Here is a 13,415-nt window from a genome sequence, read left to right as displayed (position 1 = left end):
CCGGGCGCTTGCTCCGTGGCTGATCCGTTGAACATTGCCCTCGCGGGCCTGGGGACGGTCGGTGCTGGTGTCGTCCGCCTGCTTGCGGACAATGGCGACCTGATCGCGCGGCGGGCCGGGCGGGCGATCCGCGTGGTGGCGGTGTCGGCGCGGGACCGGACGCGCGACCGGGGGATCGACCTGTCCGGCATCGATTGGGTCGACGACACCGCCGCGCTTGCCGAGCATTCGGGTGTCGACGCGGTTGTCGAGGTGGTCGGCGGATCGGACGGGCCGGCCCTGGCGCTCGCCCGCCGCACGATCGCAGCCGGTCGCAGCCTCGTCACCGCCAACAAGGCGATGATCGCGCACCATGGCATGGACCTGGCTGCGGCGGCGGAGGCGGGGGGCGTCGCGCTGAAGTACGAGGCGGCGGTGGCGGGCGGCATTCCCGTCATCAAGGGGCTGCGCGAGGGCGCGGCCGCCAACCGCTTCGCCCATGTCTACGGGATCCTCAACGGCACCTGCAATCACATCCTGTCGGTGATGGAGAAGGAAGGCCGCAGCTTCGCCGACGTGCTCGCCGAGGCGCAGGCGCTGGGCTATGCCGAGGCCGACCCCGCCTTCGACATCGACGGCGTCGATGCCGCGCACAAGCTGGCGATCCTGGCGAGCCTCGCGTTCGGCACCGCCATCGACTTCGATGCGATCGAGACGGTCGGCGTCCGCCATGTGGTGGAGGCCGACATCGCGGAGGCGGCGGCGCTGGGGTTCCGGATCCGGCTGGTCGGCGTCGCCGGCATGGATGCCGGCGGGCTGTTCCAGCGGGTCCATCCGCACCTCGTTCCCCACGATCACCCGCTTGCCCATGTGTCGGGGTCGCTGAACGCGGTGGTGGCGCAGGGCGACGCGGTCGGCCGGCTGTTCTTCGAGGGGCGCGGCGCGGGGGCCGGGCCGACGGCCAGCGCCGTGGTCGCCGACCTGATCGACCTGGCGCGCGGTGCGTCCGGCCCGGTGCTGTCGATGCCGGCCGAGACGCTGGAGCGGGCGGCGGTGGCCGATGCCGGCGCGCGCGAAGGACGCGCCTACCTGCGCTTCGCCGTCGCCGACCGTCCGGGCGTGCTGGCGGAGATCGCCGCCGCCATGCGCGATGCCGGCGTGTCGATCGAAAGCCTCATCCAGCGCGGCACCATGCCCGACGGCAGCGTGGTGGTGGCGATGGTGACGCACCGCGGGCGGGAAGCTTGCGTGACGGATGCGCTCGGCCGGCTGCGCGGCTCTGCCAGCCTCACCGGCCAGCCGATGTGGATGCCGATCCTGGAGGACTGAACGGCGGTCCCGATCGCCGCCGCGCGCTTACGCGCGTGCGGTCAGCGCGGCGATCCCGGCGGCCTGGTCGGTCGCCACCCGCGTGCTTTCGGCCAGCTTCTTCACCTCGCTCGCCACCACGGCGAAGCCGCGCCCGGCATCGCCGGCGCGCGCGGCCTCGATGGCGGCGTTCAGCGCCAGCAGGTTGGTCTGCCGCGCGATGTCGCCGATCGACGCCACGATCACCGACAGCTGCGACAGCGTCGCCTCCAGCGCGGCCTTCACCTGCTTGGCCTCGCCGATATCGGCGGCCACCTTCAGTACGCGCTCAAGCCGGCCGCCCGCGCCGATGATCGGATTGTAGGTTGCCTGCAGCCACATCTCGCGCCCGTCCTTGCCGACCCGGCGATACTCGCCCCGGTCGAACTCGCCGCGCCCCAGCTTGGCCCAGAAGGCGGCATAGTCGTGGCTGGCGGCATAGGCGGGGTCGCAGAAGATGCGGTGGTGCCGCCCCACGATGTCGGGCAGGGCATAGCCCGACAGCTTCAGGAACATGTCGTTGGCCCACAGGATCATGCCGGCGGGATCGAACTCGATCACCGCCTGCGATCGGCAGATCGCCGTCCATGCCGCCTCGTTGGCGCGCGTGCCGTCCCGCATCTCGAACCCTCCGGCCTGATCATCTACCAACCAAGGCCCAAGGAAGGATTAATCCAGGTTCATTCCGGCGGCGGCGGAATCGGCGGCGGGTCGGTCCCCTCGATCAGTCCGACCACCCGCGTCACCACCATGGCGGCGATGCCGAGCACGTCGAGCCCGCCGTTGCAGCCATAACCCTGGCCCACCGTGCCGCAGCTGCCGGCTTCCGCGTCGAGCGCGACCGGCAGGATCTCGCCGGGGATCCTGCGATCGGGCGGTCCGCGAAGCGCGGGGTAGGGGAGGCGATACTGGCTGTCCCTGTTGCGCGCGCAGACCACCACCTCCTCCGCGCCGCGGGCCTCCGGGCAGAGCGAGGATGTCGCCGCCGTCATCTGACGGTGCGCGCGCATCGCGTCTTCGGCGGTAAGTGTTGCCGGCTGGGCGTAGAGCAGAAGCGCAAGCATCGACATGGGCGGCAGGCTCCACTATCCGGCCGGCAGGAGAAGGGGAGCATGATCCAAATGGTCAATGCCAGCAAGATACTCGACCGGGTGCTCGTGCTCGAGATGGTCCGCGTCACGGAGGCGGCGGCGATCGCCGCATCCCGCCTGGTCGGACGCGGCGACGAGAAGGCGGCGGATGCCGCCGCCGTTGAGGCGATGCGCGAAGCGCTCAACAACCTCGCCATCGACGGCACGGTCGTGATCGGGGAGGGCGAGCGCGACGAGGCGCCGATGCTCTATATCGGCGAAAAGGTCGGCACCGCGCCCGGCGACGCGCCTGCCATCGACATCGCGCTCGATCCGCTGGAAGGCACGACCATCACGGCAAAGGCCGGCCCGAACGCGCTTGCCGTGCTGGCGATTGCGGAAAAGGGCTGCCTGCTGAACGCGCCTGACGTCTACATGGACAAGCTGGCCGTCGGCCCCGGCTATCCGCCGGGCGTCATCGACATGGCGAAGAGCCCGGCCGACAATGTCCGGGCGGTCGCGGCCGCCAAGGGTGTCGACCCGCACGAGATCATCGCCTGCGTGCTCGATCGCCCGCGCCACGAAAAGCTGATCGCGGAGCTGCGCGAGGTTGGCTGCGGCATCATGCTGATCCCGGACGGCGACGTTGCCGGCGTGATCGCGACGACCGATCCCGACACCACCATCGACATCTATCTGGGCTCCGGCGGGGCCCCCGAAGGCGTGCTCGCCGCGGCGGCGCTGCGCTGCGTCGGCGGCCAGCTGAAGGGGCGTCTGATCTTCCGCAACGATGATGAGCGCGCCCGCGCCCGCAAGTGGGGCATCGAGGATCTGGACCGGGTCTATGACCTGGACGAGCTGGCGTCGGGCGACTGCATCTTCGCTGCGACCGGCGTGACGGACGGCTCGCTCCTTGACGGCGTCAAGCGGCTGAAGGGCGGGTTGATGACCACCGACAGCGTCGTGATGCGCGCCAGCAGCGGCACCGTGCGCTGGGTGAAGGGAGAGCACCGCGCCCGATCCTGATCCGGGTCAGCGGCGCGCGGGCGGGGGCGGATCCGGGTCCGCCTCCACGATCCACTCATGGTTCTGCACGATCGTGGATTCGACCGGTCGCCCGCGACCGTCCCGCGACGGATCGAAGCGGAACCGCTCGACGATCAGGCGGCAGGTGGTGTTGTCCAGGACGGCACTGCCGCTCGATCGGGTGACCGCGCAATCGGTGACGCGACCGGTGACGGCCACGGTGAAGCGCACTTCGACGGATCCCTGGATACCGGCCTCGCCCAGCCCCTCCGGATAATCGCGGACGCGGATGCGGCCGCGCCGCCAGCGGGGCGGGGTCTCGTCGCCTCCCGCGCCGCCGCCGTCGCCATATCGCCCGCTCCCGCTGCCGTCGCCTTCACCCCCCGCACCGGTGCCGGGGCCCGGCCGCTCGGCAGCGCCCTGGGTCGGATCGAACAGCGCCCCGGCCACGGGTGCCGCGATCACCGGGCTGGGCTGGGGCAGCGGGGTCGGCGGCGCCACGATCGGCGTCGCGGACGATCGGATGTTCGGGGGTGCCGCGGCGCCCTCGGCGGCCCGGCTGGGGACCGGGTCCGGCCGGACGGGCGGCGGCGGGTCGGGTGGTGCGGTCGCCGGCAGGTCGAACAGGGACAGCGCCGGCCCGATGATCGATGCCGTCGACACCTTGAGCCCGACGAGCAGCGCCCACCCGACGATCAGGTGAACGCCGGCGACCCCGATCGCGGCGGCGATGCGCTCTCTCGGCTGCGACGCGACCATGATCCTTCGTAAGGCTCCCGCACTGAATGGCGCCTTGCCGATGATTGCGCGGCTTGCCCCGGACTTGCTAGAGAGTCGTATGTCCGTCGCTCTCAACGTTCATCGCTCCTTTGCGGGCCAGAGCTGGCGCTGGCGCGGCATCGGTGAGCCCGACGCCGGCGCGCGCCCCGACGATCTGGTGACCCGCCTTCTTCTTTCGCGCGGCTGTCCGGACGACGCGCTGGACGCGCATCGCAGCCCCACCATCCGCGGCTTCATGCCCGATCCCGCAGGCTTCCAGGACATGGAAAAGGCCGCCGTCCGACTGGCCGACGCCGTCGCCGCGCAAGAGCCGATCACCATCTTCGGCGATTATGATGTGGATGGTGCCACCTCGTCGGCATTGCTCATGCGGCTCCTTCGCAGCCTGGGGCTGGCGCCGGCGGTCTATATTCCCGACCGGCTGGCCGAAGGCTATGGCCCGAACAGCCGGGCGCTTGCCGGGATCGTCGAAGGCGGCACCCGCCTGATCATCACCGTGGATTGCGGCGCGCAGGCGTTCGATCCGCTGGCGCACGCGGCATCACTCGGTGCCGAGGTCATCGTCGTCGACCATCATCAATGCGCCAGCACGCTTCCCAATGCGATCGCCGTCATCAACCCCAACCGTCTGGATGAGGGCGACACGGGGCGCGCGCATGGGCATCTGGCGGCCGTCGGCGTCGCGTTCCTGCTGGGTGCCGCCCTGTTACGCGTGCTGCGCGGGCGCGGCTTCTTTGCGGATCGGCCGGAGCCGCGGCTGCTCGATCTGCTCGATCTGGTCGCTCTCGGCACCGTGGCCGACGTGGCGGCGCTGACCGGCCTCAACCGCGCCTTCGTGGCACAGGGCCTGAAGGTCATGTCGACGAGGCGGAACATCGGTCTTGCCGCGCTGGCGGATGCCGCGCGCTTGACGCGCGCACCGTTGTGCCAGGATCTCGGCTTCGCCCTGGGACCACGCATCAACGCGGGCGGCCGGGTCGGGCGCGCGGATCTCGGCGTGCGGCTGCTCACCACCGACGACCCGGAGGAAGCCGCGGCGATCGCCGCGGAGCTCGACCGGTTGAACGAGGAACGCCGCACCATCGAGGCGACCGTGCAGGAGGCTGCCGCCGTGGCCGCCGCGATCCAGGGGAATCGCGCCGTGCTGGTGGTCGCGGGCCGCGGCTGGCATCCTGGCGTGATCGGGATCGTCGCGGGCCGGCTCAAGGAATCGACGGGGCGACCGGCGATCGTCATCGCCGTCGACGAGCACGGCGTCGGCAAGGGCTCCGGCCGGTCGATCTCCGGCGTCGACCTCGGATCGGCGGTTCTCGCCGCCAAGGAGGCCGGGCTGCTCTCGGCCGGCGGTGGCCATGCGATGGCGGCCGGGCTGACGGTGGACGAGGGCGGTATCGATGCGCTGGCGGCGTTTCTCGACCGGCTGCTCGCCGACAAGGTGGCGGCGGCGGCCGCAGGGCGCACGCTCATGCTGGACACGCTGGTCTCTCCCCGCGGCGTGGCGCCTGCGCTTGCCGAGGCCTTGGAAGCCGGCGGACCCTATGGCAGCGGCTGGCCCGCGCCGCGCGTGGCGGCCGGGCCGGTGCGCATCGTCAAGGCCGACATTGTTGGCAGCGGCGGTCATGTCCGGCTGGTCACCTGCGGCGACGATGGCGCCCGTGTGAAGGCGGTGGCGTTCCGCGCGGCCGACACGCTGCTCGGACAGCAGCTGCTCGCCACAGGGCCCGATCGGCGGCTGTGGATCGCCGGTCGACTGAAGCTCGACGAGTGGAACGGAGAGCGCCGCGCGGAGCTTCATCTCGACGATGCCGCTGAGGCGGCTTGACCACGGTCGGCGCTTGCGCTTATCGCGACCCGGCAATGGCCCCTTCGTCTAAGGGTTAGGACGCGGCCCTTTCACGGCTGAAATACGGGTTCGAATCCCGTAGGGGTCACCATCTTCCGGTTCGGCAGCGGCGTTCAGGCAGTGATCTGCCGCAGGCAGGCCGCCAGTTCCCCGATGCGGAACGGCTTGGTCAGGCGCGGCAGCGTCGGGTCCAGCCCTGCATTTTCCGCATAACCGGACACCAGCAGCGCCGGGGTGCCCGGCTGCAGCGCCCTGACCTGCTTGATCAGGTCGGTTCCGACCATGCCCGGCATCAGGTGATCGGTCACCAGCAGGTCGAACTGGCGGCCATGCGCCATGATCCGCATCGCCTCCTCGCCCGAATCCGCCTCGATCACCTCATAGCCGAGGTCGGACAGCATCTCGGCCGTGCTCATCCGCACCAGCGGTTCGTCATCCACCAGCAGCGCCGTTCCGGACGTCTTCATGGTCGCGGCGGGCTCCGGCGTCGGGCCGGTATCCGCCGTGCCTGCGCTCTGTGGCAGCCACAGCTCGACATTGGTGCCGACGCCCGGGCGGCTTTGGATGACAAGCGCGCCGCCCAGCTGCGACGCGAGGCCGTGGACCATCGACAGGCCCAGCCCGGTGCCCTTGCCGATCCCCTTGGTGGAAAAGAACGGCTCCACCGCCCGCGTCAGCGTCTCGGCATCCATGCCGGCCCCCGTGTCGGCGACCGACAGGCGCACATAGGGCCCGTTCGGCAGGCCGGAGCGATGCGCCTCCCCGATCGTCTCCGCGCTGGCCGTCACCCGCAACGTGCCGCCGTCGGGCATCGCGTCGCGCGCGTTCACCGCCAGGTTCAGGATCGCCATTTCCAGCTGGTTCGGATCCGCCTTGGCCGGCGGCAGGTCCGTCGGCGCGTCGAGCACCACGCGGATCTGCGGTCCCGTGGTGCTCGCCACCAGGCTTCCCATGCCCTCGACCAGCGTCGCGATGTTCACGGGCACTGGCTGCAGCGGCTGGCGCCTGGCAAAGGCCAGCAGCCGCTGCACCAGCGTCTTGGCCCGCTCGGCCGACTGCGCGGCACCCGCGATCAGCCGCTGCTCGCGCTCGTTTCCGATGCCCTTGCGCTGCAGCATGTCCAGGCTGCCGACGATCGGCGTCAAGAGGTTGTTGAAGTCATGCGCCACGCCGCCGGTCAGCTGGCCCATCGCCTCCATCTTCTGGCTGTGGCGAAGTGCTTCCTGCGCTTCCTCCCGCTCGCGGACGGCGGATTCGACCCGCGCCTCCAGCGTGGCGTTCAGCTCGCTCAGCGCATCCTGCGCTTCCCGCCGCGCCGTGATCTCGAGGACGGTGCCGGCCACACGGACGCAGCGCCCGTCCTCGTCGAAGATCCCGCGACCCTTGGCCGCGACCCAGCGCACCACGCCGTCCTCGCGCCCGACCGTTCGGTATTCCACGTCATAGAGCGCGCGCCGCGCGGGGTCCCTGGCGGCATCGAACGCCGCGGCCGTCATCTGGAGGTCGTCCGGGTGGAGCCCGTCGTAAAAATCCTTCAGCGTCACCGGCGTGTCCGGCGCGATCCCGAACAGCGCCCGGGTCCGCGCCGCCCAGATCAGCTTGTCCCCGGTCAGGTCGACATCCCAGAAGCCGACTTCCGCATTGTCCACCGCCAGGCGCAGCCGCTCCTCGCTGGCGCGCAGCCGCGCCTCGGCGCCGATCCGCTCGACATGCGCCCAGCAGCGATCGACCACCTCCTTGATCAGGTCGACCTCGTGCGGTGCCCAGTCGCGGGCCTGGTCCTGATGAACGGCCATCATCGCTGCCAGCCGCCCGTCCTTGATGAGCGGGCAGCAGACGATCGCGTCGATGCCGATCGCATGGAACATGTCGCGCCCCTCGTCGGACGACAGCTCGGCCGCCACGTCGCGCAGGACCAGCGACCGTCCGGCCTTCAGCTCGGTCACCGCCCGCGGCCCGAACAGGCTCAGCTTATATTCCCCGGCCGAGCTTTGCTGCCCGGCGCTGTGTAGTCGCTGCGGATCCAGAACCGGTCGCCGTCGCTGTCCACATCGGCATAGGCGCAGCGGGACGCGCGCAGCTCGGTGCCGAGAAGAGCGGTCGCCGCCGTCATGGCATCGGTCGCGTCGCCGGACGCGAACAGCCGGTCGTTGAGGGTGGCGAAGAACCGCAGCCCCGCTTCGCGCCGCGCACCGGCCGTCAGCAGCCGTTCCAGCTGCGCGGCGCCGAGCGCGAGCAGCAGCACAACCAGCGTGACCAGGCTGATGGCGGTGGCGAGAAACGTCTGCCCCAGGCTCGCCACGCCATCGGCCGCATCGACACGCATGGCCGTCTGCGTGAAGGTCGCGGCCGCCATGCCGGTATAGTGCATTCCCGCGATCGCGACGCCCATCACCGCGGCGGCGGCGGCGCGGCGGCCCACCTGCTGTTCGCGCGTCGCCAGCCACACGGCGGCGGTCGCGGCACCAAGCGCGATGATGATGGACAGCGCCACCCAGGCGGGGTCGTAGCTGAGCGCGGCGCCCATCTGCATCGCCGCCATGCCGAGATAATGCATCCCGGTGATACCGGCACCGATCAGCAGCCCGGCAGCCAATGTCCGTTTGAGGCTCGGCCGGGACCAGTTGATGAGGGAAAGGCCTCCGCCGGTGAACCCGATGGCAATCGCCAGCGAGCCGAGCGTCGGGGCCAGGTCATAGCGGATCGGCATGCCGGGCATGCTGAAGGCCAGCATCGCCACGAAATGCATGGACCAGATCCCGCCACCCAGCGCCATGGCCGCCGCCGCCAGCCACAGGCGACGCGCCCGTTCCCGCGAGTCCCGGACCCGCTCGGCTAGGCTGAGCGCGGTGAAGGAGGCGATGGTCGCAACGACGATCGACAAAACAACGAGATAGTGGTCATGAACGCCGTGCAGGATCATCGCCAATCGTTCCCACAAGCGCGAAGTCCGCGCAACTGGCAGTCAAGGGAAGGCGCCGCTCTCCTCGTCGCCTCTTCGGACATCTGCGACCCTAACCGTTCGCGATGGCAGATGCTTTACCGCAGGTATCGGTTCAGCTCGAAGCAATCCTGAGACCGTTCCGGATGATTACTGATCTGGGATAGTCGACGCTGCGCCGAGGCGCCGGAGTTCATGCACCTTGCTTATCATTGGTCCAGGCCGAGCGCGCGCCGGTCGACCGTCGCGGCGGACAGTTCGCCACGCGCATTGGCGATCCGCGCGCGCGCATCGATCAAGCGGATCTCGGCGTCGGCGGCCGTTTCCTCCCGCTGGTTCACAAGAAAGAAGTCGCTTGATCCAAGCTCGAAGCGTCGCCGTTCCGCCTCCGCCAGCCGCCTCGACAGGTCGCGCTCGCGGATTGCGATCTCGGCCAGCCGTTCCGCCCCGTCGACCGCGATGTTGATCCCTTCGACCTCGGTCGCGATCTGGTCGCGCAGATATTGCTGCCGCGCCGACAGCGCCTCGATCTCGGCCCGGACCTCGGCAACCCGGCCGCGCGCCGCGCGGTTCTGCAGCGGCATCGAGAACCGGACGCCGACCACCGTCTCCAGCGGCGTCCGGCTGGATCCGCCCAGACCCTCCGGACCGATGTCCTTGCCGACCTCGCCGCGCAGGTCCAGCCGCGGCTGAAGATCGTTCTCGGCCTGGGCGAGCCGGACCAGCGACTGGTCGATCTGCGCCAGCACGGTCTGCAGGTCGGGGCGGTCGTCGGGCAGGAACGCCGCGCCTCCGCGTGTCGCGGCCAATGCCGTCGCCTCGTCGGGCAGGCGATCGGCCGGCACCAGGATGGGTCGCCCGGCCGCGTCGCGATAGTAAAGCGAGAGCTGGTTGGCGGCGGCGGCGAACAGCTGTTCGGCTTGCGCCACCAGCGCGCGGCGGCGGGTCAGGTTCTGGTCGTTCTCGACGAGCAGGATTTCCGGCCGCGCGCCAAGCTCCACCTGGCGGGCGATCCCGGCCCGCCGGCTTTCCGCAAGCTCCAGCAGGTCGCGATAGGCGCGGAGGCGAAGCCCGGCGGCCGCCCAGTTCTGATAGGCCTGCAGCGCTCGGCTCTGGACGCCGATGGCGCTCGCCTCCGCCTCGAACCGCGCGATCGCGTTGGCGCCCGCCGCAAGCGTCAGGCCGGCACGACGGTCGTCGATGAAGCGATCCCGCAAGAGGGAGAAGAGCGTGCCGATCTTCACCTCGCCCAGCCGGTTGGTGAAGGCCTGGTCCTCGTAGATCGGGAAGTCGCCGCGCGACACACGGTAGTTGCCATAGGCATAGCCACCGTTGCCGGTGAACGGCCGCGTCGCGCGCGCCTCCACGACGCTGCCGTCGTAATTGCCCAGCAGCCGGCTGCGCCCGTCCACGTCGAACACCGTGTCGAAGGCGCCTTCGGCGGCGAGCGCACGGCCTTCCGCCTGGCGCACGCGCGCCAGCGCCTCGATGATCTGCGGGGCGGACCGGGCGGAGGCGCGCAGCACCTCCTCCAGCGTCAACGGAGATGTCCGCGGGCTTTCCGCCGGCTCGGCCGGCACCTCCTGCGCCAGCACCGGGGCGCAGCAGCATGCCGCCAGCACGGCAAGGACTGACCGCAGCCGTCGCATCAATAGGAGGGGTCGGCGCTGCCGGACGCGCCGCCCGATCCGCCTGCGGCGCTGCCGGAACTGTTGCCGGTCGCCGCAGCAGCCGGCGGCTGCCCGAAGTTCAGCGGGAAATCGTTCAACTGGCGCCACAGCTCGTACCCGACGCTCACCGTCTCGCCCTGCACCCAGCCCAGCACCTTGCCGCCCTGCCGGACGAAGCGCTGGTCCGGCCACGGGCGGCCGCCCGGCCGCTCCTCAACCAGCACGCGGAACAGGCCGCTTGGCTGCGCCGTCGGATCGACGTTGCGAACGCGCCCGTCGAACACGCCCTGCGCGATCGCCGGCCATCCACTGAACTGAATGGCGGGAAAGCCTTCGAACTCGAGGCGAACCGGCCGCCCGGCGCGGATCAGCGGCACGTCGCGCCCGTCGACATAGATCTCGACGGCCCGGTCGACGCGCTCGGGCGCGATCACCGCGACCACGTCACCGGCGGAAATCAGCGCACCGCCGATCGCCGCGTTGATCTGCTGCACCCGTCCGTCGCGCGGCGCGCGCACGATCTGCGCGGACTGGCGGTTCAGCTCGGTGTCGATGCGGTTGATGCCCGCGCGCGCCTCGGCCAGCCGGGCGCCTTCGCTCGCCACGCGGATCTGCGCCTGTTCGAAGTCGCGCCGGGATCCCAGCCCCTCGACCATCAGCTGGCGGCTGCGGTCGACGTCGATCTGCGCGACCGACCGGGCCTGCTGGATCGCGGCGATCTGCGCCTCGATCTGGCGCCGCTCGGCCCGCAGCCGATCGAGCAGGCCCGGGTCCACGTCGACGATCCGGACGATCGGGTCGCCCGCATCCACATGCTGCCCGTCGCGGACGTAGAATTGCTCAACACGGCCGGAAATCAGCGACGACACCGATCGCGCGCGATCGTCCGGGTCCAGCGCGATGACCTGGCCCTGACCCTGCGCGGTCTGCACCCACGGCACGAACACCAGGATGCCGACGGCGATCGCGATGCCCAGCATCACCAGCCATGCCAGCACGCGCGTCACCGCCGGCGGCTTCATCGACGCCAGGGTCGTGAAATGGGCGAGGTGCTGGGGGCGGTCAGGCATCGGTCTGCTCGCGGGCTTGCAGAAAGGCGCTCAGCTCCTGTTTCGACGCAAAGCGTCGCTGCTCGTGGTGGCCCAGCCACATCCAGCCGTCCGCCTCCAGCGCCTCGGGGCGGCCGGTCGACAGGATCACGGTTGTTCCTGCCTCCCGCAGCCGGACCAGCGCGGCCTTCAGCCGCCGCACCGGCATCAGATCGTAAAGCTGCGACAGGACCAGCACCTTGGGTCGGCTGATGATCGCGTTGGCCAGCTTCAGCTGCATCTCCTCGGCGATCGACAGCGGCGCACCCGATGAGGCCAGCGGCGTGTCCATCCCCTGCGGCAGCGTGGCGATGCGATCGGCCAGCCCGACGACCTCCAGCACCTCCATCGGGTCATGCTCGCCCCCGGCAGCCGCCAGCGAGAGATATTCGCGAATGGTGACTTCGATGATCGTTGGGCGATTGAGCACGACCACCGCGGACCGCAGCAGGTACATGTCGAACGCACCCAATTCGCTGCCGCCGACCGACACCAGCCCGCGCGACGGCGTCGCGTGCCGCTTCAGCACCAGGGCCAGGATCCGCTCCACGCCCGGCTCGACGACGGCGACGATCTGCTCGCCGCTCGCCACCTCGAAGTCCAGGCGGCTGTCGGCGATCTCCACCCCGCGAAGCCGGACGGCTCCGTTCCGCGGTCCGACGCCCGAGGAGTCGACCTTTTCCTGCGGCACGGAGAACAGCAGTGACAGCTCCTCGGCGCTCGCGACCATGTCGTAGAATGTGTCGAGGTACCAGCCGAACTGGTACAGGCCATAGAAGACGCCGGACAGGATCAGCTCGGCCGCGACCAGCTGGCCGATCGACAGCTCGCCGGCCAGGATCAGGTTGCCGCCAAGCGCGAGCAGGGCCGAGCTTGCGACCGCGTAAAGCAGGAAGAAGCCCAGCGTCTGGGCGAAGCTGTACCGGAAGAAGCGGCGATGCGCCTGGACATAGTTGGCGGTGATCGCCTCCGACCGGTCCATGGCGAAATTGAGGTGGCGGCTGGACTTGTAGAAGCCGTTGGACGCGCCGACGCTTTCCAGCCACTTGGCGGCGTCGTGCTTGGCATGGGACAGCGCCACGGCCGCCGTGATGCCGCCGCGCCGCCAGATCAGCCAGATGCTGACGGCGGCGACGCACAGGATCACGTTGAAGGCCAGGAAGAACGGATGGTAGAAGCTGGTGACGCCCAGGCCTACCGCCGTCTGCAGCACGATCGTGAAGGCGCCGATGACCAGGCTGGGCACCGCCTTCTGGATCACCGTCAGGTCGAAATAGCGGTTGAAGAGGTGCCCGCGGCTTTCGTCGTCGAAGAACGGGTTTTGCGCGTGCACCGCTCTGACCGTGATCTCGGCGACCACCCGCGCGAACACGCGCCGCTCGAACTGGACCATGATCCAGACCCGCATCGCGCTCAGCCCGGCGACGAGCAGCAGCAGCAACAGCAGAATGCCCGACAGCGTCCACAGCGGCGCGGGCAGGGCGGTGCGCGCGACGCTGTTGATCAGCAACTGGACCGAAATCGGCGTCGCCAGCGACAACAGGCTGATGGCCACCGTGTACACGATGCCGATGCCGACATATCGACCGTCCGGTCCGACGATCTCGCGAAGCCATGTGGCTGCTTCGCGGAACCCCAACTGCCCCGTCGTCACGCTGCCTCATCCTTGTT

At 70.2% G+C, this 13,415-nt stretch carries 11 protein-coding genes and 1 tRNA gene; 4 read left to right on the top strand and 8 right to left on the bottom strand.

Translation table 11 applies throughout. From position 1 onward, the window contains the following. The first annotated feature begins 15 nt into the window (after window positions 1–15). Window positions 16–1,308 carry a homoserine dehydrogenase gene (locus GGR88_RS08715; protein WP_167954116.1) on the top strand — a complete coding sequence of 431 codons (1,293 nt, stop codon included), beginning with the start codon at window positions 16–18 and terminating at the stop codon, window positions 1,306–1,308. Window positions 1,309–1,335: 27 nt separating this feature from the next. Here the strand turns inward: GGR88_RS08715 and GGR88_RS15510 are convergent, their stop codons facing one another. Beyond that, window positions 1,336–1,947, bottom strand: coding sequence for a methyl-accepting chemotaxis protein (locus GGR88_RS15510; RefSeq protein ID WP_167954115.1), 612 nt, complete (start codon window positions 1,945–1,947; stop codon window positions 1,336–1,338). A gap of 59 nt (window positions 1,948–2,006) precedes the next feature. Then, window positions 2,007–2,396: a hypothetical protein gene (locus tag GGR88_RS08705; protein ID WP_167954114.1), complete on the bottom strand. Its 390-nt coding sequence runs from the start codon at window positions 2,394–2,396 to the stop codon at window positions 2,007–2,009. Window positions 2,397–2,447: 51 nt separating this feature from the next. On the opposite strand from GGR88_RS08705, the gene glpX reads away from it, so the two are divergent. Next, complete coding sequence (gene glpX / locus GGR88_RS08700; protein WP_167954466.1) at window positions 2,448–3,422, top strand: class II fructose-bisphosphatase; 975 nt, start codon at window positions 2,448–2,450, stop codon at window positions 3,420–3,422. Window positions 3,423–3,428: 6 nt separating this feature from the next. Here glpX and GGR88_RS15505 read toward each other — a convergent pair whose 3' ends face one another. Further along, window positions 3,429–4,181, bottom strand: a complete 753-nt coding sequence (locus GGR88_RS15505; protein ID WP_167954113.1) for an energy transducer TonB — start codon at window positions 4,179–4,181, stop codon at window positions 3,429–3,431. A gap of 79 nt (window positions 4,182–4,260) precedes the next feature. Between GGR88_RS15505 and recJ the strand changes: the two genes are divergently transcribed. Beyond that, on the top strand, window positions 4,261–6,024 hold the full coding sequence (recJ, locus tag GGR88_RS08690; RefSeq protein WP_167954112.1) for a single-stranded-DNA-specific exonuclease RecJ: 1,764 nt from the start codon (window positions 4,261–4,263) through the stop codon (window positions 6,022–6,024). Between the two features lie 37 nt (window positions 6,025–6,061). After that, a tRNA-Glu gene (locus tag GGR88_RS08685) sits at window positions 6,062–6,136 on the top strand. Between the two features lie 22 nt (window positions 6,137–6,158). Here the strand turns inward: GGR88_RS08685 and GGR88_RS08680 are convergent. The 5 genes from GGR88_RS08680 to GGR88_RS08660 all read right to left on the bottom strand — a co-directional run bounded on the left by GGR88_RS08680 (window position 6,159) and on the right by GGR88_RS08660 (window position 13,398). Continuing rightward, window positions 6,159–8,009: an ATP-binding protein gene (locus tag GGR88_RS08680; protein WP_342449768.1), complete on the bottom strand. Its 1,851-nt coding sequence runs from the start codon at window positions 8,007–8,009 to the stop codon at window positions 6,159–6,161. Between the two features lie 2 nt (window positions 8,010–8,011). After that, window positions 8,012–8,968 (bottom strand): MHYT domain-containing protein, encoded by a 957-nt coding sequence (locus GGR88_RS08675; RefSeq protein ID WP_167954111.1) that lies wholly within the window; start codon window positions 8,966–8,968, stop codon window positions 8,012–8,014. Window positions 8,969–9,195: 227 nt separating this feature from the next. Continuing rightward, on the bottom strand, window positions 9,196–10,635 hold the full coding sequence (locus GGR88_RS08670; protein WP_167954110.1) for a TolC family protein: 1,440 nt from the start codon (window positions 10,633–10,635) through the stop codon (window positions 9,196–9,198). Then, window positions 10,635–11,726 (bottom strand): efflux RND transporter periplasmic adaptor subunit, encoded by a 1,092-nt coding sequence (locus tag GGR88_RS08665; protein ID WP_167954109.1) that lies wholly within the window; start codon window positions 11,724–11,726, stop codon window positions 10,635–10,637. The genes GGR88_RS08670 and GGR88_RS08665 overlap by 1 nt, the downstream gene beginning before the upstream one ends. After that, window positions 11,719–13,398 (bottom strand): ABC transporter transmembrane domain-containing protein, encoded by a 1,680-nt coding sequence (locus GGR88_RS08660; RefSeq protein WP_167954108.1) that lies wholly within the window; start codon window positions 13,396–13,398, stop codon window positions 11,719–11,721. Before GGR88_RS08660 ends, GGR88_RS08665 begins: the two co-directional genes overlap by 8 nt. Window positions 13,399–13,415 lie beyond the last annotated feature (17 nt).

It is taken from the genome of Sphingomonas jejuensis (assembly GCF_011927695.1).
Taxonomy (GTDB): Bacteria; Pseudomonadota; Alphaproteobacteria; order Sphingomonadales; family Sphingomonadaceae; genus Sphingomonas_K; species Sphingomonas_K jejuensis.
Note: the sequence above shows the minus strand (reverse complement) of the source record. Positions and strands in the feature narration are given on the sequence as shown.